Here is a 19,908-nt window from a genome sequence, read left to right as displayed (position 1 = left end):
TGACTGGCATTGCGAAGCTGAAGCTAGACCCCTAAATGGCGGTTATGAATGATCTCTCCAGCGCCCCAACGCCTGATGGCGACCGCCCACTCCGTCAGCGGAAACCCGACTGGATCCGGGTGAAAGCCCCGGTTAGCAAGGGGTATCATGAAACGCGTAAGTTGATGCGCGAACTCAATCTCAATACTGTCTGCGAGGAAGCAGCTTGCCCTAATATTGGCGAATGCTGGACCAAAAAACACGCGACCGTGATGATTTTGGGCGACGTGTGCACAAGGGCATGCGCGTTCTGCAATGTGAAAACCGGAATGCCGCGGATTGTCGACCCGATGGAGCCGGAAAATACAGCCATTGCCGCCGGTAAAATGGGGCTTGAGCATATCGTTATTACTTCGGTTGACCGGGATGATCTCTCGGACGGCGGGGCAGGGCAGTTTGTGAAGGTGATCAAGGCTCTCCGCCGGGAGACTCCGAACACCACAATTGAAATTTTGACACCGGACTTTCGCGGCAAAATGCGCGCAGCTGTGGAGGCGATTTGTGAGGCTGGACCTGATGTCTATAACCACAATCTCGAAACTGTCCCGAGGCTCTATCCCACCATCCGGCCTGGCGCGCGCTACTATGCTTCCCTGCGCTTGTTGGAAGAAGTGAAGAGCCACAACCCGATGATTTTCACCAAATCCGGCATTATGCTCGGGCTGGGGGAACAGCGGTTGGAAGTCCATCAAGTCATGGACGACATGCGATCAGCAGACATCGATTTTATGACGATGGGGCAATATCTCCAGCCGACGCCGAAACATGCGACGGTAGAAGATTTCGTGACACCCAAAGCGTTTGATGCGTTTGGTGCCATTGCGCGCGCTAAGGGTTTCTTGCAGGTGGCTTCTTCCCCGCTTACTCGGTCGAGCTATCACGCTGGCGATGACTTTGCAGAAATGCGCGCAGCGCGTGAGGCAAAGTTTGTGAAACAGGCGGCAAAGCAGACAACCTAATGCCCGGTATTCGCGAATTTCGGGAACTGCCCTATAGCTGTGAACAGATGTTTGATCTGGTCGCAGATGTGGGCAGCTATAAAGAATTTCTGCCGTGGGTTATTGCGACCCGCGTGCGCTCCGATAGCGAAACTGAAATGGTGGCTGACATGGTAGTCGGCTTCAAATCGTTACGGGAAAAGTTTACGTCGCGAGTATTGAAAACCCGGCCTGGGGAATTGAAAGTTCACTATGTCGATGGACCTTTGCGGGACCTTGATAATCGGTGGGCGTTTGAACCCGCAGAAAATGGCGGTTGCCGTGTCGATTTTTCGGTTGAATTTACGTTCAAGAACAGGGTTTTTGAAAAGCTGGCCGGTCAGTACTTCGATCGTGCATTTCGCAAAATGGTCGCCGCATTTGAAGCCCGCGCAGACGAGCTTTATGGCAATAGCAATTCCAACGCACAGAGTGTCGCCTGACGCCTGATTTCAGCTCTGCTGAGTTGTCCAAAATTTTTCAGTTCGCCTTCCGGCTCGCCTTCATCACCGCGAATAGACCGTGCAAACACAACTGTTCCAACTGGCTTAAGCTCTGTTCCGCCATCTGGGCCAGCAACACCGCTAATCGCCACTGTAACGTCTGCATTGCTGTTCTTAAGCGTGCCTTCTGCCATCGCCCACACACAGGCGATTGAAACCGCGCCGAAGGTTTCTATGATATCGCTGGCGACACCCAAGCTTTCCATCTTGGCTTCGTTGGAATAGGTCACAAACCCGCGATCCAGAACCGCCGAAGATCCGGGGACTTCGGTAATTGCGGCTGCAACCAACCCGCCTGTACAGCTTTCGGCGACTGCAATTTTGCGCCCTATTGCAGCGTTCTCGGCTACTACTCGGGCGGCAAGTTCACCAATATCGTCAGGGAGCACTGAATCGGTCATTTGGGCTCGTATGCGCAGAGTGATGGCTTATCGACACCGGACATATCCATAATAAATGCCAGCAATCCGCCCATATTCTCTGGCGGCAGTGGAGCCAGCATTTCGATCCCGCGTTCGATCTTTGCGCAGTCCTTGACTTTGATTTCGTCGGCGACTTTTTGTTCGATAATAGCGTCGACGAACGGCCGCACAGACTCTTCGGGTAAATTAGCCATCATCTCGGCCATCGGACCACCGCCTTTGCCCTCAGCGGCAAAGCTCAGTAACAATCTGTAAGCGCCGGCCCATTTTTGATCTTGCAATTCAGCATAGCGTGCAACGAAAGCATCCCCACTGGTCATCATGAAGCCATCGGCTGCGAGCTTGTCAGAACATTTACCAGTGAACGCTGAAGCGAGCAGGGGCATTGCATAGACTGTTGCATCAGCAACATCGTCTTGGTCGACGCATTGCTGGGCCAAAGCGATCTGGGGCTGTGCCAGAGCAATCGTAGCGGCGATTGCAGCTGACAGATGTCTAAGATTGGGCTTCATCATGATTGGCTTTCCTTTATCACGCTAGCAATGGCCTGGGCGGCGATCCCTTCGCCCCGACCGGTAAAGCCGAGACGTTCTGTGGTTGTTGCTTTCACGCTGATCTGGCTGATGTCAACGGCCAGTAGACCAGCGATGATTTCCCGAATGGTTTGGCGATGCGGGCCGATCTTCGGTGCTTCACAGATGATCGTGAGATCGACATTTGCGATCGTAAAGCCCGCTTCCTGAACCAGCTTGGCCGCGTGCTCCACAAAACGGGACGACGCAGCCCCTTTCCACTGTGGGTCGGTGGGCGGAAAATGATCGCCGATATCGCCAGCAGCGATAGCGCCCAGCAACGCATCAACAATAGCGTGCAGCGCCACATCAGCATCGCTGTGGCCCGCCAGCCCGTGGGAGTGCGGTATATGCAATCCGCCAAGCCACAATTCTTCGCCTTCGACCAACCTGTGGACGTCAAAGCCCATGCCCGTGCGGAATATTGGTGAAGTCGTCATGAAATCCTCTGAGAAAGTCAGTTTTTTGAGTGCTTCGTCACCCAAGACATGGGCAACAGTCTCGCCCGAGGCAGCAAAAACCTGAGCGTCATCACCTGCATCGGTAACGCCGGTCCAGTTGCGATGCGCCGCCAGAATTGCAGAAAAATGAAATGCCTGCGGCGTTTGTACGCGGCGAAGGGCTGCACGATCTGCGGAACCAGCCATCAAGCCGTCTTTGTCGACAGACAGGCTATCTACCACCGGTAAGGTCGGAATGGCGCCGCTATGCTGCTGCAATGCTTGGCGCAACCGAGTGATCACACTTTGCGGTAGGGTCGCTCTTGCTGCATCGTGGATCATGACATAGCTGATGGGATGGTGCGCATGCCGACTCGCGAGGGCCTCCAGTCCCGCGCGGACGGAATCTTGACGCGTCATTCCGCCGATCACGAAAGCAACGCCTGTCAGTCCCTTGAGCGTTTCCATCGCAATATCGCTGGCCCCTTCGGGAATAACGACCACAATAGGGCTGGCCCCTGCTTTGATAAAAGCCTCGACGGAATGCCGTAGCACGGGCTTGCCTTGCCACTGTGCAAATTGCTTGGGCAGTGGTTGTCCTGCGCGCAGCCCTTTACCAGCGGCAACAATGATCGCGGCAAATGGTTGGGATGATGGAGCGTTAGACATGGCCCCACGCGCTAGCTGCTTGCGTGGATTGCTGCAATGCACTATGCGCTGCCCAAATTTTAGGCACACAAAAACATGACGACTTTACCAACCCCGCCAGAGCTTAAGCCGATTGAAATTGGCGATATCCGCATCGATTGCCCCGTTATTTTGGCGCCGATGACCGGTGTCACGGATATGCCCTTTAGAACGCTTGTGCGCCGCTATGGATCTGGCTTGAACGTGACAGAAATGATCGCCAGCCAAGCCATGATCCGCGAAACGCGGCAATCCATTCAAAAGGCGGCATGGGACGCTGTTGAAGAGCCGGTTTCGATGCAGCTCGTCGGGTGCGATCCAGAGCCGATGGCAGAGGCGGCCAAGCTGAACGAGGATCGCGGTGCGGCGATTATCGATATCAACTTTGGTTGCCCGGTAAGAAAAGTAACCAATGGTTTGGCTGGTTCAGCTCTTATGCGGGAAGTTCCATTGGCGACAAAGCTCATGGAAGCCACGGTGAAAGCTGTGTCTGTTCCGGTGACTGTTAAAATGCGCATGGGCTGGGATCACGCGAGCCTTAACGCGCCCGAGCTCGCCAAGATTGCCGAGGATATCGGGGTCAAAATGATCACTGTTCACGGCAGAACCCGTAACCAGATGTACAAAGGTTCCGCTGACTGGAGCTTTATCCGCAAAGTGAAAGACGCGGTGTCTATTCCGGTTATCGTCAATGGCGATATTTGCGGAATCGAGGACGCTGCAAAAGCAGTGGAGCAATCGGGCGCTGATGGGCTGATGATTGGGCGCGGCGCTTACGGCAAACCCTGGCTTCTGGGGCAGGTCATGCATTGGCTCAAAACCGGTGAGAGCATTGCCACGCCCAGTTTCGATGAACAGTATGCGGTTCTTGTCGAACATTATAAACGTATGCTGGACCATTACGGGGCTGAGGTTGGTAGCAAAGTCGCGCGCAAGCATTTGGGCTGGTACACCAAGGGGATGCATGGTTCTGCCGAGTTCCGCAATCATGTGAACTTTATCGATGACCCTGAGCAAGTTCTGGGTGAAATAGAGCGTTTTTACGAACCGTTCATGCACCGCCGCGCCGCGTAACCGCTTTTCATGCCGCATCGTAAACCCAGTTCTGATGAACAGCTGGCAGGTTTGCTGTTTGCTGTCGTTTTGATCGATCCCGATCAGCGCATCGCCGAAGTGAACCATGCCGCAGAAGACATGCTAGGGAGAAGTTCCAAGCGATTATGCGGGCAGCTGCTGACTGATATTATCGACTTGGACCAAGTTGGGTTGGCGGAAAAACTGTCAGTTCGCGATGCCCCATTGGTGGCTCGCGGTATTCAGCTAAAGCTAGGCGGGTATGATCGGCAAATCAATTTCACGGCATCATCGGTGTTGGGAAATGCCGGTTGGCGCGTACTGACACTTTCCGACGCCGGGCGTGATGATATGCGAAGCGACGTGGACGCCTCCAGTGCTTTAAAGGCACCAGCCATTCTGGCACATGAAATTAAGAATCCGCTGTCAGCGATACGGGGGGCAGGGCAATTGATTGCCCGTAAGCTTGACGAAAATGACCGACGCTTGACATCAATGATAGCGGATGAAGTAGACCGGATCGCTCGCCTCATTGATCGAATGCAGGAGCTGGGCAGTAGCAGTGTGGAACCTGTTAAGCCGGTTAATCTCCACGAGTCTATTCGCAGCGCGATGGCCAGCGTCAGGGCTGCTGCAGGTGATCGTGCCGAGCTGATCGAGGAGTTCGATCCGTCGCTTCCCGCTGTGGCCGGGCATCGCGACACGCTCGAGCAAGTGCTCATAAATCTGCTCAGCAATGCGGTTGATGCATGCGCTGGATCGGATGAAAGGCGAATTATTGTTCGCACGCGCTTTGTCAGCGGGTTGGCTGCCAATGTTGGATTGGCTGGCCAATCCGTGCGGTTACCTATTGAAGTGGCCGTTTGTGATACCGGGCCAGGCTTAGACCCGGAGCTAGGGGATCACGTGTTTGAACCGTTTGTGACCACCAAAAAGAACGGGCAGGGGCTGGGCTTGGCCTTAGTGAAGAAGTTGATCGGCGATATGGGCGGTAGAGTCACGCATAAGCGTGATACGGCAAAGGGACAGACCCAGTTCCGCCTTCATCTGTCATTGGCGGAGTAGACCGTTGAAAAGCGAACAAACACCCATGCACAACATCCTTTTGGTCGAAGATGATGATGCCATTGCCACTGTCGTGTCCGCGGCGTTGGAGGATGATGGATATTCTGTAACGCGGTGCGCCAGTATTCTGGAGCGAGATAAAGCGCTGACCGGCCAAAGCTACAGCGTGATGTTGACGGATGTCATGTTGACCGATGGCGATGGTATTGAAAGCTTGCCAGAGGTTACGGCCGCTCACCCTGCTATGCCGATCATCATTCTGTCAGCGCAGAACACATTGGATACTGCGGTTCGGGCGACGGATACCGGCGCATTTGAATATTTCCCCAAGCCATTTGATCTTGATGAGCTAAGCCGCGCCGTCAATCAGGCTGTCGGCACCCGGGCGGAACAGTCCCCCGATACCGAAGAAGCCGGTGGCGGATTGCCATTGGTCGGTCGCAGTCAAGCGATGCAGGGCGTGTACCGGATGATCACCCGTGTCTTGCGCAATGACCTGACTGTTTTGGTGCTAGGAGAATCGGGGACCGGGAAGGAGCTCGTTGCCGAGGCTATCCATCAATTGGGCCACCGTAAGTCCGGCCCGTTCGTTGCAGTGAATGCCGCAGCAATTCCCAGCGATTTGATTGAGAGCGAATTGTTCGGCCACGAAAAAGGGGCGTTCACAGGCGCTGTGGCGCAATCAATTGGTAAGTTTGAGCAAGCCAATGGCGGGACTTTGTTCTTGGACGAGATCGGAGATATGCCGCTGGATGCCCAGACCAGGCTGTTGAGGGCGCTGCAATCTGGCAAAATTCGCCGTGTGGGCGGACGTCAGGAAATTGCGATTGATGTCCGGATTGTTGCGGCCACTAACCGCGATCTCAGGCCGATGATCGCAGCGGGCACTTTTCGGGAAGACTTGTTTTACAGGCTTAACGTAGTGCCAATTGAGATCCCTCCGTTGCGGCAGCGCCGGGACGATATTGAGGCATTGGCAAAGCACTTTTTAAAAGTCGCGACCGAGGAAGGCTTGCCTGCGCGGCAAATCGATCCGGCGGCTTTGAACATCCTCAAGGACCAAAACTGGCCGGGTAATGTGCGTGAGCTGCGCAACGCCATGTTCCGCTTGATTGTTATGGCGCGGGACGATGTGATCGAAGCGGATAGCGTGGCGGCCATCATTGAGGATATGGGTAAAACCGTATCTGCAATCACCGAACATGGTTTTGGCAAGACGCTGTATCTCTGGCTGGAGCAAGAGAGCCCGAGCCCGGGCACCGTGTACCACGCTGCCACCAGTGCTTTTGAAAAACCGTTATTTGAATGGGCGTTGACGCAGAAAGGCGGTAATCAACTGAAAGCGGCCCAATTATTGGGTATCAACCGGAACACCCTGCGCAAACGGATTACAGAGCTGAAACTCACTGCCGATGACTATGGCAGGTGAAACGGTGCTCTAACAGGATGGGCTGATGGGCCATATTCAGAATTCTCTTGCAAACAGGCAACACTAGTGTTGTTAGTTTGCAACTATGAGCGGCACTGATATTTCAGTTCAGACGGCGGATCGGAAAAGCCCGCGATTTTGGCGGCGGCTTGTTGTTGCTTCCAGACGGGCCAATTTCTTCCTCTTGCTAGAGATTGCTGCCCTTATCTCAGTCGTCGTGATGGTGTTTACCACTTATCTGGCATTCACAACAGCGCCGCCGGACGGGCGCTTATTGCCTTCGGCGCAAGTCGCTTGGTTGCTGATTGGCACGCTGGTTCCGGCAATGGGATTGCTGGTATTGTTTGGCCGCCGGGTCGCGCTGCGCCGCGCTGCAGGCAGTACTGCGCGTCTGCATGTTCGATTGGTTTTCTTCTTTTCCCTAATTGCCGCCGTCCCGACACTGCTGGTGGTCGCGTTTGCAGCCGTCTTGTTCCAGTCAGGGGTAGATTTCTGGTTCTCTGATAATTCGCGCGGTTTGATGCGGAACGCCAATGAATTGGCGCAGGGATATTACGAGCAGAACCAGCTTCAAGTGTCGGATGAAACCATCACAATGGCAGCCGATATGCGGGCCATTCTTGAGAATGTCCCGATCAGCGATCCAGCGTTTGCCGATTTCTATCAGTATCAAGTGCAAGCAAGGGAGCTATCGGAATCCGCCGTTCTCCAGAGACTACCGGATGAAACCATCCGGACTGCGGCTGCCGTCAATTTGGGCACAGAGCTTATCCCTGTTCAAGAACTGCCCGATGATGGATTTGAACGTTTGGCAGCGGGTGAAGCAGTCGTCGTAAAGGGCGATTCAGAGCGCATCAAAGGGCTCGCGGCCATTGATCAGGATTCGGGAATTTTCCTGTATACCGCCAGAAATTCAGAGGCTTTGCCGTTCAAGTCTTGGGAAAGTGCAACAGCAATTTCCGAAGCGTATGAAATCCTCACCACAAGGGCGCGTGCGCTGCAGTTGCGCTTTAATCTCGCGCTGTTTTTCGTATCGCTTGGATTGGTGGGGTTGGCTGTCTGGTTCGCTCTGCGGTTTGCAGATCGGCAGGTTGAACCAATCACCGATCTCGTTCTCGCAGCCGGTAAGGTCGGGGCCGGTAATTTCGCCTTGCGACTAGAAGGTCGGACAGGAGCGGATGAGATTGGACTGCTCAACCGGGCATTCAATCGGATGACCGCGCAAATTGAAAAGCAAACCACTGATTTGGTCGGCGCCAACGCACAGTTGGATCAGCGCCGTGCATTTATGGAAGCGCTGCTCGAATCCACCTCGGCAGGGATCATCTCGATCGATCTCAATGCGAATATTCTGCTCATGAACAGCACGGCGCAAACCGTGCTATTGGGTGAGGCGTCAAGTGATCGAAGCGGTGGTTCTCTTGCTGAAGTTGCCCCGCAAATAACCGCTCTTGTTGATGCCAAAGTGGCTGACGGGATTGTATCCTATAACCGCGAGGGTGACTTGCTAACGCTGGCGGTCAAGATTGCCGATGCCCCTGATGGAAAAGTGATTACGTTTGAAGATATTACCCGGCAATTGCTTGATCAAAGGCAAGCCGCCTGGTCGGACGTGGCCCGGCGTATCGCGCATGAAATCAAAAACCCGCTGACACCTATTCAACTGGCTACGGAACGCTTGAAACGCCGGTACCGTCGCCAGATTGAAAGTGACGGTGAGCTATTTGATGATCTGACCGATACTATTGTCCGGCAGGTTGGCGACTTACGCAAAATGGTCGATGAATTTTCGTCTTTTGCTCGGCTTCCCAAGCCTGTGTTCCGTAATGAGGATGCGTTGGACCTCGTGCGTCAGGCGCTGTTTCTTCAAGAGGTCGCCCATCCGAACGTCGATTTTGCATTCCAGACCGATCTTGAGCCGCCATTGTCGATTGCCTGTGATCGTCATCAGGTTGGGCAAGCGATGACGAATGTGATGAAAAACGCGGTTGAGGCAGTTGAGTCACGATCAGCTCAGGCAGACATCGATTATCGCGGCAGAATATTGGTTCGCGTCGAAGCCTCGGATGATTATGTGATGGCTATGGTGGAAGATAACGGGGTTGGGCTGCCGCAGGAGCGTGAGCGCATTGTCGAACCATATGTCACTACGCGGGACAAAGGCACCGGTCTTGGACTCGCGATCGTCAATAAGATTGTCGAAGAACATGGCGGGGAAATGACATTCACCCAGGTTGGTACAGGCGGAACGCGGGTCACGCTAAAGTTCGCTCGGGATCCTGCAACGGCCATTCATTCCCACGCAGAGCCGGAGACGGTGTGATGATGGCAAGTGTCATTCTTGTTTTTACCCCCCTTGGAAACAGTCGGTACTGTACCGGAAAGGACGTGGCGCAATGGCGCTAGATATCCTCGTAGTTGATGATGAGCGCGATATTCGTGATCTGGTCTCTGGCGTACTAAGCGATGAAGGGTATGAATGCCGCGTCGCTGGCGACAGTACCTCTGCTTTGGCAGCCATAGACGAACGTCGGCCCAGCCTGGTCCTGTTGGATGTTTGGTTGCACGGCAGCCAGATGGACGGCCTGGAAGTGCTGGATGCGATCAAGCAGCGCGAACCGGAATTGCCGGTCATCATATTCTCCGGTCATGGCAACATAGATACCGCGGTGTCGGCGGTCAGCCGCGGTGCGATGGACTTTATTGAAAAGCCGTTCGAGGCGGAGCGTCTGTTGATGCTGGTCGCCCGTGCGACTGAGACAGAACGTTTGCGCCGCGAGAATGACCGGCTGCGCCAAGGATTTGCCCGGGGGGAAGAGTTCACCGGCAACTCCACAACAATTAATCAGGTGCGGGCTACTCTTAAACGGGTAGCGAACACGGGTAGCAGAGTGTTGATCACCGGCCCTGCGGGTGCAGGGAAAGAGGTCGCCGCGCGGTTGCTGCATAGTTGGAGCGCGCGAGACCAAAGCGCGTTTGTGATTGTAAACAGCGCCCGCATTACTCCGGAACGCTTCGAGCAGGAGCTGTTTGGCGAAGAAAGCAATGGCAAGCTAGTGCGGCCAGGACTGCTGGAATTGGCTGATGGAGGAACGCTTTACTTGGATGAAGTGGCTGATATGCCATTATCCACCCAAGCAAGAATTCTCAGAGTCCTAACCGATCAGAGCTTCGTCAGAGTTGGAGGAACCCGGCAGATTGGTGTGGATGTGCGCGTGGTATCATCGACTGCCCGAGACTTACAGAAAGAAATGGAAGAGAAGAACTTCCGCGAGGATCTGTTCTATCGCCTCAATGTGGTGCCGGTCTCGGTTCCGTCATTGGCAGAGCGCCGCGATGATATTCCGGCTTTGGCAGAGCATTTCTTCACACGCCATGCCGCAGAGCAAGGGATTTCCGCTCCGGGTATTTCAGAAGAGGCGATGGCAGCACTGCAGGCTTACGATTGGCCGGGCAATGTCCGGCAGTTGCGCAATGTGGTTGAGCGAACGATCATTCTCACCCCGAGGGATGAAATAGGCACGGTGGAGGCGATGATGTTGCCGAGCGAAGTTACTGGCGGAAAGCTGGGCGGGAACGGCGGTATCGCAGCACTGATGGGCGTGCCTCTGCGTGAGGCGCGCGAGGCTTTCGAGCGCGAATATCTGAGCATTCAAATCCGCAGGTTTTCTGGCAATATCTCAAAAACAGCCAGTTTCATCGGTATGGAACGCTCTGCTTTGCACCGGAAACTCAAGCTTTTGGGTATGGGTGACCGTAAGAGCAACGCTGAGGAATGATTTGTCACAAAACTGTCTTTTATTTGCTGTTGTAAAGCGGCCTGTTTCTCCATAGTTTAAGCATAGTTTTTCGGTGAGGGGCAAATTGTACTTCACCAGATAGTGGCCGGCACAAGCTGTCCACCAATAATGGAGAAAAAGAATGGCTGAGGGACGGACCCTTTCTGCGCGTGCAATACCGAAAAAACCGGAACCCGAAATCACGACCAAGCATGCCAATCTACAAGACGCTTTCCTCAATCAGTTGAGAAAAGACAAAGCGCCTGTGACCATGTTTTTGGTCAAGGGTGTCAAGCTGCAGGGCATTGTCACTTGGTTCGATAATTTTTCAATTCTATTGCGGCGGGATGGCCAATCGCAGCTGGTTTATAAGCACGCGATTTCCACAATCATGCCAAGTCAGCCGATGAACGCGCGTGAATTCGCAAGCCAAGACAGCAATCGCAAGCAGCGGCTGCTGCAAGATGTTTTTTTGTCGAGCGTGCGCGAAGAGGAAGCGCCGGTCACAATGTTCCTTGTAAACGGGGTTATGCTGCAAGGTGTGATCGCTGCCTATGATCTGTTTTGTATGCTGCTTGAACGCGATGGATTTGTCCAACTCGCGTACAAACACGCTGTTTCCACCATTCAACCTGATCGCCATGTCGATTTGTCGGGCGAATGGGAAAGCGATGAAGACTGAGCTTTGACGACAACTTGATGGGCGAAGTGTCGCGCGGTGCGCGAGCTATCGTCATATGCCCGGATATCAAACGCCAAGCGTATGATCTGGATGCGGAGTCGCGTCTGGAAGAAGCTTGCGGTCTGGCCCTAGCCATCGGCATTGTCGTGGCAGATGCGGTGGTTATTCCCGTCCGCGATGTGAAGCCGAACACGCTGTTCGGTGAAGGGCAAGTGGTCAATATCGATACCCAAGCGACGCTGGAAGAAGCCGAGCTGATTATTGTCGATGGTGCATTGTCTCCCATCCAGCAGCGTAACCTTGAAGAAAAGCTGAAACGCAAGGTGATCGACCGGACCGGTTTGATCTTGGAGATTTTCGGAGAACGGGCTGCAACTGCAGAAGGCCGGTTGCAGGTTGAGCTGGCGCATTTAGATTATCAGCAAAGCCGATTAGTTCGCAGCTGGACGCACTTGGAACGCCAACGGGGCGGCTTCGGCTTCCTAGGCGGACCAGGCGAAACGCAGATTGAGGCTGATCGCCGGATGATCCGCCAGCGGATGTCGCGGCTGCGCAAAGAACTTGAGCAAGTGCGCCAGACTCGCGCGCTCCATCGGGCAAGGCGGGGCAGGGCGCCGTGGCCTGTCATCGCGCTGGTGGGGTATACCAACGCTGGTAAATCAACACTGTTTAACCGCCTGACCGGCGCAGAGGTAATGGCTGAAGATTTGCTGTTCGCTACGCTCGATCCCACTATGCGTGCCATCCGGTTGCCGGGCGTTGAAAAGGCTATCCTGTCGGACACGGTTGGCTTTATTTCCGACCTTCCCACTCAACTGGTCGCGGCATTCCGCGCAACCTTGGAAGAAGTGACGGCAGCGGATATTATTGTCCATGTCAGGGATATGGCCAATCCGGCGGCAGCAGCGCAAAAGTCGCAAGTGCTGGGTGTATTGGCCGATTTGGGCGTCCTCGATCAAGAAGATGGAACGTCTGAAATCCCCATTATCGAAGCGTGGAACAAGTGGGATCTACTGGGATCGGACAGCAAGACAGAGCTGTCTGAATTGGCTGCGGGCAACCGAGATATCCTCCCATTGTCGGCGGAAACTGGCGAGGGCGTGGAAGAGTTCGTTGCCGAAGTGGATCGCCTTCTGACAGCTGAGGCAGTTTCGTATGATCTTATTCTACCTGCTAGCGCGGGCCAGAAAATTGCTTGGTTGTACGCCCATGGGCACGTGTTGTCGGAGACCGATGGTGGGGAAGGGGCTGATGGCCCGCTTCGCGCCGTATCGGTGCGGTTAACGCCGAAGGAATTCGGCAGGTTCGAAAGCCTGTCCGCGCAATCTAGCTAGGTATATTGGCGCTATTTAGCTTTCGCCCGAAGCTTCACCGGCTTTTACAGCAGACCAAAGAGCTTCCTGTTCGTCTAATGATAGGTCGGAGAAATTCCCTTCTGCTTTGGCTTCCATCCCGCGAAACCGGCGTTCAAATTTGAGGTTGGCATTTTTGAGAGCGGTTTCTGGGGCAATTCCATACGCTCTTACCAAATTGACTGCAGCGAACAGTAAATCACCTGCTTCTTCCGCACGGTGTCCTTGATCGGCTTCAGACAGTTCCGCCATCTCTTCATGAACTTTTGCGGCGGGGCCATCGACATCAGGCCAATCAAATCCAGTCCGTGCAGCACGTTTTTGGAGCTTTTCCGCGCGCAGCAAGGCCGGAAGGGTGGTTGCGACCCCGTCCATCGCGCTTTCTGCACCTTTCTGTGTGCGTTCAGCCTCTTTCAGTGTTTCCCAACGGGCTTCGCCCATCTGCCCGTCTTCGTCGCCAAAAATATGCGGATGCCGCGCTTCCATTTTATCCGATATGGCCTTGGCCACGTCTTCGAAGGAGAAATCGCCGGCCTCCTTGGCCATTTGTGAATGGAAAACGACTTGGAACAGTAAGTCACCCAATTCCTCATGAAGATCCGCCATGTCGCCGCGGTCGATTGCATCCGAAACTTCGTACGCTTCTTCGATCGTATACGGTGCGATGGACTGGAAATTCTGCGCACGATCCCATTCGCAGCCATTCTTAGGGTCGCGAAGTGTTGTCATGATGGAGAGTAGGCGGGAAATCTGTGTGGTCATTCCACGGACACCTTAGAATGATAATATATATTATGTTAAGTAAGCGATGGGTGAGTGAGGCGCGGGGTGAAGTTTATCACTACCGTACCGCGTTGATAATTAACGTAACGACGGCGAATATTGATCCCCACATCAACAGATACAGGATGCTGCGTTTCCAACTCAGCTTGTATGCAGCGAGCGCGCTGCCGACCAAGATCAGGCATCCGATCAGATATGCAATGTTCAAGCCGTCAAACTGGTTCATGCAATCAATTCCAATCCATCATAGCCGACATGGACATTTGCCGGCACTTCGGCGGCTACGCTCGCATAATCCATAGTCTTGTCCAAATGGCTCAAAACGGTCTGTTTCGCACCCGTCCGTTTGGCCAGATCGAGTGCCATCTCCAGATTGGCATGCGTTGGATGCTTTTTCCGCTTCAAACAGTCTGAAACGAGGATGTCCGTTCCGCGCATCATATCAACCATTTCATCGGTCACATCGCTGAAGTCTGTCGCGTAAACGATTGATTTACCGTCAGCATCAAACCGGAAAGCGGTACTTTCGGTTGGGCCATGCGGCATCTGGCACCATTCTACGCCAAACCCGGCACACATCCGCACCCGGTCCAGCGTATCGATACTGCAAATTGTCGGGTAGCCATGCTGGCCAGCAAAAATATAATCAAAACGTTGCCGCAAACGGCGCACAGTTTCGGTCGATCCGAAGCCGGGAATGGGCCCTTTCCGATCAAATCGCAGCACCCGCAGATCATCAATACCGTGGCAATGGTCCGCATGATCATGGGTCCAGAAAACCCCATCAATGGTGTCAATATTATTGGCAAGAAACTGCTGGCGTAGATCAGTCGAAGTGTCGACCAGCAGCCTTTGACCGGCATTGCTTTCAACGATCACAGACACCCGGGTCCGCCGGTTTTTCGGTTCGTTGGGGTCGCATTCACCCCAATCATTGCCAATTCGCGGAACACCGGTTGATGTTCCAGAGCCTAGGACGATCAGCTTCACGCGGCAGCTGCCTTTGAGAACAGTTTGAAGAAGTTCTCTGTTGTTGTTTCAGCAAGCTCCTCCATCGTTGTTCCTCGCAAATCAGCGATGAACTGAGCAGTGTTTTGCACAAAGGCAGGCTCGCAAGTCTTTCCGCGGTGCGGCACCGGCGCAAGGAACGGACTGTCTGTTTCTACCAGAATCCGATCTTGCGGAAGTTCCGCTGCTATTTCTTGCAGTTCCTTGGCATTCTTAAAGGTGACTATACCGGATAGAGAGATCGTCAGACCTAAATCCAAAACCTTTTTTCCAAACTCGGAAGAGGCGGTAAAACAATGGATGAGAGCGGGAAAAGCGCCCTTCCCCAGCTCATCTTCAAGAATAGCGGCGGTGTCGTCCTCTGCATCGCGCGTGTGAATAATCACGGGCAAACCTGTTTCACGCGCCACTTTTATATGAGACCGAAACAGCCTTTGCTGCACTGAACGGTCTGACTTGTCATAGTAGTAATCCAGGCCGGTTTCGCCGATTGCGATGACTTTGGGGTGCTGTGTGGCCCGCCGCAATGCGTCGATGTCTAAATCGGCATGTTGATCCGCCTCGTGAGGATGGATACCCACACTCGCCCAAACATCATTCTCGCGAGCGGCCGTCGCAACGACTTGGTCCCACTCGCTTTGTTTAGTGGAAATATTGAGGAAACCCTGAATTCCTGCGGCACGGGCTCTGTCCAACACGGCGCCTTGCTCTTCAATCAGGCCCTTATATTCCAAGTGACAGTGGCTATCGATCAACATTATGCGGCTTCCGTTTCAGGCAGGTCCAATCTTGGAAATACCCCGGTAGGTTTCTCTACTACAAAACCTGTTTCTTCAAGTTTCGCCAGCCATTGCTCGTCAGCCAAGTCTGCATAGACCCTCGCATCAGGGGCGATACCTAACTGTTCGAGCAGTTTGTCTGCGGCCGTGGGGACAACGGGACGCACTGCGATTGCCAGTGCCCGTACCTGTTTGAACAGCGTCATCAAGACCGCTTTCATCCGCTCTGGATCTGTTTTGCGCAACGTCCAAGGTGCCTGTTCATCGACATATTGATTGCAAGCAAAGACAGCCTTCATCCAGGCGTCCAACCCATCGCTGAAGGCAAGGTTCTCAAAGCTCTTTTGCAGCGCGTCACAGCCATCTGTCACCGTCGCAGCAAGTGCAGCATCGGCGGGATTTGCTTCGCATTTGAAATCGAGCGCGCCGTCCATATTTTTGAAAATCATCGACAAAGTACGCTGCGCCAGATTGCCAAAGCTATTGGCCAATTCCGCGTTGCAACGGTTCACGATGGCTTCTGCTGAATAGCTTCCGTCTTGCCCGAACGCGACTTCCCGCATCAAGAAATATCGGACTTCGTCTACACCATATGCCTCCGCCAAGGCGATGGGATCCGTCACATTTCCGAGTGATTTGGACTCCTTTTGCCCGCGGTTAAGCAAGAAACCATGACCGAAGACCTGTTTAGGCAAGGGGAGCTTCGCGCTCATCAAGAACGCGGGCCAATACACGGTATGGAACCGTACAATGTCTTTGCCGATTAAGTGTAAATCCGCTGGCCAGAACGTTTCCATATCGCCAGCCATATCAGGATAGCCGAGGCCGGTGAGATAGTTTGTCAGCGCATCTACCCACACATACATGACGTGGCTATCGCTTCTGGGCACTTTAACGCCCCAGTCAAAGCTGGTTCGCGACACTGACAGATCTTTTAATCCGCCCGAAACGAACGCGATCATCTCGTTCCGGCGACTGTCAGGTTGGAGGAACTCTGGTGTATTCTGGTAGAGATCGAGCAAGGCGTCTTGATATTTGGATAACCGGAAAAACCAGCTTTCCTCGACGGTCCACTCAACCGGAGTTCCTTGGGGTGAAAGCTTCTCTCCCCCCTCTCCCTCGGTCAGCTCTTTCTCGTCATAATAGGCTTCGTCTCGGACAGAGTACCATCCCTCATATCTATCGAGATATAGATCATCATTAGCTTCCATCGCTTGCCAAATCGCTTGGCTGGCGCGGTGATGATCATCCTCCACCGTGCGGATAAACCGGTCATGGCTGACGTTCAGAGCGGAACACATCTGTTGAAAATAACCGGACATTTCGTCTGCGAGTTCGCGCGCTGTTTTGCCCTGTTCCTCTGCTTTGCGTGCCATTTTGAGGCCATGCTCATCAGTTCCGGTTTGGAAGCGAACAATGCGGCCTTGGGCGCGCTGGAACCGCGCGATTACGTCAGCAGCGATGGCCTCATATGCGTGGCCGATATGGGGCTTCCCGTTGGGATAGCTGATAGCGGTTGTAATATAGTATGGTTTAGACATGGGCGCGGTCCCTAGGTCCGGCGGCAGATGCAAGCAAGCTCCCGATTTCTGCAATAAGTAATCCGGAATCGAAATTGTAAGTTGGCGCTTGGCTAGACAGGGTCACCAATTCTGCATGCGCAGCGACAATTGCTGGATATTGGACCGGTGATGCGGTTCTGATCCCGCTCGCCAATACTGACCGCGCAAGATCGATTGAGGCGAGCAATTTGTCCCTGCTTGGCCGTGCACCGAGCGCGTCCGTCAATTGCCCTCTTAGCACGAAGCCGTCATCGCCCTCTGCAACAATCTGCCGCATCACAGAATAGAGACGCCCGAGATCACGTTCGACAAACTCCAGCGCAACGCCTGGAGATCCCGCTGCGGCCATAATCGCTGCTTGTCTTGTATTATGATCAACCTCGGGTGCCTCGCGGCTCAGCAGCGCATCCATTTCGCTGTCGGGAACATCGGGGAACCTCATGATACGGCACCGCGAACGAATGGTAGGCAGTAAGCGTGACGGGCGATGCGCAACCAATAGAAAAAATGTGCCAATCGGCGGTTCTTCGAGGCTTTTGAGCAAAGCGTTTGAGGCGCTTTTCTCCAGATCATCCGACGGATCGATGATTATCGCCCGCTTTGAACCGAGCGTCGGCCTGGTGGTCAACCGTTTCTGCATCGCGCGGATTTGGGCGACCGAGATGTTGCGCTTGGTTTCAAAGGGTTTCCCTTCGTCACGCTTTTTCTCTTCTTTGTCGTCTTTCGGCAAACGCTCAAGAGTGAGAATATCGGGATGGTTCCCCTCTGGCATGGAGACACCACCGTCCGACACTAACGCCCGGGCCGCTTCAACTGCAAAGTGCATTTTCCCGATGCCGCGCTTGCCAGCCAGCATCCACGCGTGATGCATGCGCTCCCCTGACATCGCATCGTGCCAGTGGCGCCATGGCTCCTGATGACCGATTAGTTCCACTATTTTCCGCCCAAATTTTGCTGGACGACAGCTAAGATCGCGTGATGAACTTCCTCCGGCGTGCCGGCACCGTTAATTGTGGCGAACCGGTTGGCTTCAGCAGAGGCGATGGTCTTGAATGTCTGGGCCACGGCAGAGTGATATTCCACTCCCCTACCCCCAATGGCATCCGAAACGTCACCGTCCCGCTGTTGCAGCCGGGCTGCAATTTGATCTGCAGGAACATCTATCAACAGGGTAAGATCGGGCAGCATTCCATCGCTCCCGATCGCATGGAGTTTGATGATTGCTTCATCGCCGATCCCGCCCGCACCACCTTGATATGCCCGGCTTGAATCCAAATAACGATCGCATATTACCCATGCGCCCCGCTCAATGTTGGGCCGGATAAGCTTTTCAACATGATCGGACCGCGCGGCCGCAAACAACAGTGCCTCGGCCTTCGCGCCCCAGCCAGAGCCAGGCGGTGACAGCAACAGGGACCGGATAGCTTCGGCACCGTCAGTACCGCCGGGTTCCCGGGTGACGATGCACTGGATGCCATTTTTCTCCAACGCCGCAGCCAGCAGTCTAGCCTGCGTGGATTTACCGGTTCCTTCGCCGCCCTCCAGCGCTATGAACTTGCCTCGCATCAGCTAATCCAACTTTGAAAGGCGTTGAAAATCCGCTGCAACGTTCCAGCCCTGTTTATTGTCTCACCAGCAGTTAATGGCACACGTGCGGGAGGTAATCCGTCCACCAATATCTCCAGCTCGGCGACTTTTTCTCCTTGGGCAATAGGTGTCTTCAAAGGCCCTTCGTAGATCACATTCAGGGTGACGTCGCCGGTGTAGTCCGTTGGCATTACGACATTGATAGGTTGTTCTGAAATGAGCGGGATGGAGCTCTGGTCAGCATTTTGCACTCTCGCCGTGGCAACTTGATCGCCAGTGGAGTACATCCTCCTCCGTTCAAAACCGGCAAAACCCCATTCAACGAATTCTCGGGCAATTGTCGCTCGCCTCTGCTCGGTATCAATTCCGCCCAATACCATTATCAGCCGGCTTCCATCGCGTGCCGCGCTGCCTAAAAAGCCGTGACCTGCCTGGTTTGTATAGCCAGTTTTTATGCCATCTGCGCCATCTATGATACCGGATATCGGGTCGTGGTTAGCTTGGGCAAAGCCGTTATGTCGCAAACCTTCTTGGCCGAAATACGTGGCGTAATATTCTGGGTGAGAGGTAATCATGGCTTTAGCCAGTTTTTCAAGATCGCGCGCCGTGGTGAATGTTTGCCCATCATCCGGCCAACCGTTTGGCGTTGCGAAATGGCTGCTGCGCATACCCAATTTCTGCGCAGTTGCATTCATCATGGCAACCCAAGCTTCCACCGACCCAGCAGCACCTTCGGCCAGCACTATGCTGCCATCATTTGCTGACACGGCGCATATGCCTTTGAGCAACAGATCGACCGGGACGGGTTCGCCCGGTTCCAGAAACATCGTGGAACCCGTTCGGTACCAGCTTTCCGCCGCTTCATTGCTCATCGCAAATTCTTGATCGAGGCTGAGTTTACCTGCCGCTAGCAATTCAAACGCAACGTATGCGCTCATCACCTTGGTGATAGAGGCCGGAATGAAGCGTCTATCAGCGTTTTGGGATAATAATGTCTGCCCGGATTGAACGTCTACCAACAGCGCAATTGGCGCCGTTTGGCTGACGTCTGGCATATTGGTGCCCAACGCTGTTGGCGCGCTGATAAAGCCCGCGATAACAGCAACGGCATTAGCCAGCAATTTCCGTGAACTGTACAAAACCACTCCTGCCGCCGGGCAGGAACCGG

At 54.1% G+C, this 19,908-nt stretch carries 20 protein-coding genes; 9 read left to right on the top strand and 11 right to left on the bottom strand.

Going from position 1 to position 19,908, the window contains the following annotated elements; translation table 11 throughout:
* The first annotated feature begins 35 nt into the window (after window positions 1–35).
* Together lipA and HKD42_RS05170 are read left to right on the top strand one after the other, a co-directional pair.
* Window positions 36–998 carry a lipoyl synthase gene (gene lipA, locus HKD42_RS05175; protein WP_170010930.1) on the top strand — a complete coding sequence of 321 codons (963 nt, stop codon included), beginning with the start codon at window positions 36–38 and terminating at the stop codon, window positions 996–998.
* Complete coding sequence (locus tag HKD42_RS05170) at window positions 998–1,459, top strand: type II toxin-antitoxin system RatA family toxin (RefSeq protein ID WP_170010928.1); 462 nt, start codon at window positions 998–1,000, stop codon at window positions 1,457–1,459. The genes lipA and HKD42_RS05170 overlap by 1 nt, the downstream gene beginning before the upstream one ends.
* Here HKD42_RS05170 and HKD42_RS05165 read toward each other — a convergent pair.
* The 3 genes from HKD42_RS05165 to HKD42_RS05155 are packed head-to-tail and all read right to left on the bottom strand — an operon-like array spanning window position 1,420 to window position 3,622.
* Complete coding sequence (locus tag HKD42_RS05165; protein WP_170010926.1) at window positions 1,420–1,920, bottom strand: CinA family protein; 501 nt, start codon at window positions 1,918–1,920, stop codon at window positions 1,420–1,422. The genes HKD42_RS05170 and HKD42_RS05165 overlap by 40 nt on opposite strands.
* Window positions 1,917–2,456, bottom strand: coding sequence for a hypothetical protein (locus tag HKD42_RS05160; RefSeq protein ID WP_170010924.1), 540 nt, complete (start codon window positions 2,454–2,456; stop codon window positions 1,917–1,919). Before HKD42_RS05160 ends, HKD42_RS05165 begins: the two co-directional genes overlap by 4 nt.
* Window positions 2,453–3,622, bottom strand: coding sequence for a bifunctional 2-C-methyl-D-erythritol 4-phosphate cytidylyltransferase/2-C-methyl-D-erythritol 2,4-cyclodiphosphate synthase (locus tag HKD42_RS05155; protein WP_170010922.1), 1,170 nt, complete (start codon window positions 3,620–3,622; stop codon window positions 2,453–2,455). Before HKD42_RS05155 ends, HKD42_RS05160 begins: the two co-directional genes overlap by 4 nt.
* 75 nt (window positions 3,623–3,697) lie before the next feature.
* Here HKD42_RS05155 and dusB point away from each other — a divergent pair, with 75 nt between their 5' ends.
* From dusB to hflX, 7 genes are all read left to right on the top strand, one after another.
* Window positions 3,698–4,714, top strand: coding sequence for a tRNA dihydrouridine synthase DusB (dusB, locus tag HKD42_RS05150; protein WP_170010920.1), 1,017 nt, complete (start codon window positions 3,698–3,700; stop codon window positions 4,712–4,714).
* 9 nt (window positions 4,715–4,723) lie between these two features.
* Entirely contained in the window at window positions 4,724–5,779 is a 1,056-nt protein-coding gene (locus tag HKD42_RS05145) for a two-component system sensor histidine kinase NtrB (RefSeq protein WP_170010918.1), read from the top strand.
* 25 nt (window positions 5,780–5,804) lie between these two features.
* Complete coding sequence (locus HKD42_RS05140; RefSeq protein ID WP_170010916.1) at window positions 5,805–7,208, top strand: sigma-54-dependent transcriptional regulator; 1,404 nt, start codon at window positions 5,805–5,807, stop codon at window positions 7,206–7,208.
* A gap of 85 nt (window positions 7,209–7,293) precedes the next feature.
* Window positions 7,294–9,531: a sensor histidine kinase gene (locus HKD42_RS05135; RefSeq protein ID WP_170010914.1), complete on the top strand. Its 2,238-nt coding sequence runs from the start codon at window positions 7,294–7,296 to the stop codon at window positions 9,529–9,531.
* A 73-nt stretch (window positions 9,532–9,604) separates the two neighbouring features.
* Window positions 9,605–10,987, top strand: coding sequence for a nitrogen assimilation response regulator NtrX (ntrX, locus tag HKD42_RS05130; protein ID WP_170010912.1), 1,383 nt, complete (start codon window positions 9,605–9,607; stop codon window positions 10,985–10,987).
* 142 nt (window positions 10,988–11,129) lie between these two features.
* The gene (gene hfq, locus HKD42_RS05125; protein ID WP_170010910.1) at window positions 11,130–11,669 is read left to right on the top strand and encodes an RNA chaperone Hfq; all 540 of its coding nucleotides are present in this window, start codon (window positions 11,130–11,132) and stop codon (window positions 11,667–11,669) included.
* A gap of 17 nt (window positions 11,670–11,686) precedes the next feature.
* Window positions 11,687–13,003, top strand: coding sequence for a GTPase HflX (hflX, locus tag HKD42_RS05120; RefSeq protein WP_170010908.1), 1,317 nt, complete (start codon window positions 11,687–11,689; stop codon window positions 13,001–13,003).
* A gap of 15 nt (window positions 13,004–13,018) precedes the next feature.
* Here hflX and mazG read toward each other — a convergent pair whose 3' ends face one another.
* From mazG to HKD42_RS05080, 8 genes are all read right to left on the bottom strand, one after another.
* Window positions 13,019–13,783, bottom strand: a complete 765-nt coding sequence (gene mazG / locus HKD42_RS05115) for a nucleoside triphosphate pyrophosphohydrolase (protein ID WP_170010906.1) — start codon at window positions 13,781–13,783, stop codon at window positions 13,019–13,021.
* Window positions 13,784–13,862: 79 nt separating this feature from the next.
* Window positions 13,863–14,030: a hypothetical protein gene (locus HKD42_RS05110; RefSeq protein WP_170010904.1), complete on the bottom strand. Its 168-nt coding sequence runs from the start codon at window positions 14,028–14,030 to the stop codon at window positions 13,863–13,865.
* Entirely contained in the window at window positions 14,027–14,794 is a 768-nt protein-coding gene (locus HKD42_RS05105; protein WP_170010902.1) for an MBL fold metallo-hydrolase, read from the bottom strand. Before HKD42_RS05105 ends, HKD42_RS05110 begins: the two co-directional genes overlap by 4 nt.
* Entirely contained in the window at window positions 14,791–15,570 is a 780-nt protein-coding gene (locus tag HKD42_RS05100) for a TatD family hydrolase (protein ID WP_170010900.1), read from the bottom strand. The genes HKD42_RS05105 and HKD42_RS05100 overlap by 4 nt, the downstream gene beginning before the upstream one ends.
* Window positions 15,570–17,132, bottom strand: a complete 1,563-nt coding sequence (metG, locus tag HKD42_RS05095; RefSeq protein WP_170010898.1) for a methionine--tRNA ligase — start codon at window positions 17,130–17,132, stop codon at window positions 15,570–15,572. The genes HKD42_RS05100 and metG overlap by 1 nt, the downstream gene beginning before the upstream one ends.
* Window positions 17,125–18,087, bottom strand: coding sequence for a DNA polymerase III subunit delta' (locus HKD42_RS05090; protein WP_170010896.1), 963 nt, complete (start codon window positions 18,085–18,087; stop codon window positions 17,125–17,127). The genes metG and HKD42_RS05090 overlap by 8 nt, the downstream gene beginning before the upstream one ends.
* Window positions 18,087–18,722, bottom strand: coding sequence for a dTMP kinase (tmk, locus tag HKD42_RS05085; RefSeq protein WP_170012127.1), 636 nt, complete (start codon window positions 18,720–18,722; stop codon window positions 18,087–18,089). Before tmk ends, HKD42_RS05090 begins: the two co-directional genes overlap by 1 nt.
* Window positions 18,719–19,879, bottom strand: a complete 1,161-nt coding sequence (locus HKD42_RS05080) for a D-alanyl-D-alanine carboxypeptidase family protein (RefSeq protein ID WP_246236745.1) — start codon at window positions 19,877–19,879, stop codon at window positions 18,719–18,721. Before HKD42_RS05080 ends, tmk begins: the two co-directional genes overlap by 4 nt.
* Between the last annotated feature and the right edge of the window lie 29 nt (window positions 19,880–19,908).

The sequence above is a fragment of the Pontixanthobacter rizhaonensis genome (assembly GCF_012972675.1).
In the GTDB taxonomy this organism is placed as follows: Bacteria; Pseudomonadota; Alphaproteobacteria; order Sphingomonadales; family Sphingomonadaceae; genus Pontixanthobacter; species Pontixanthobacter rizhaonensis.
This window is presented reverse-complemented; position numbering and strand designations above follow the sequence as displayed.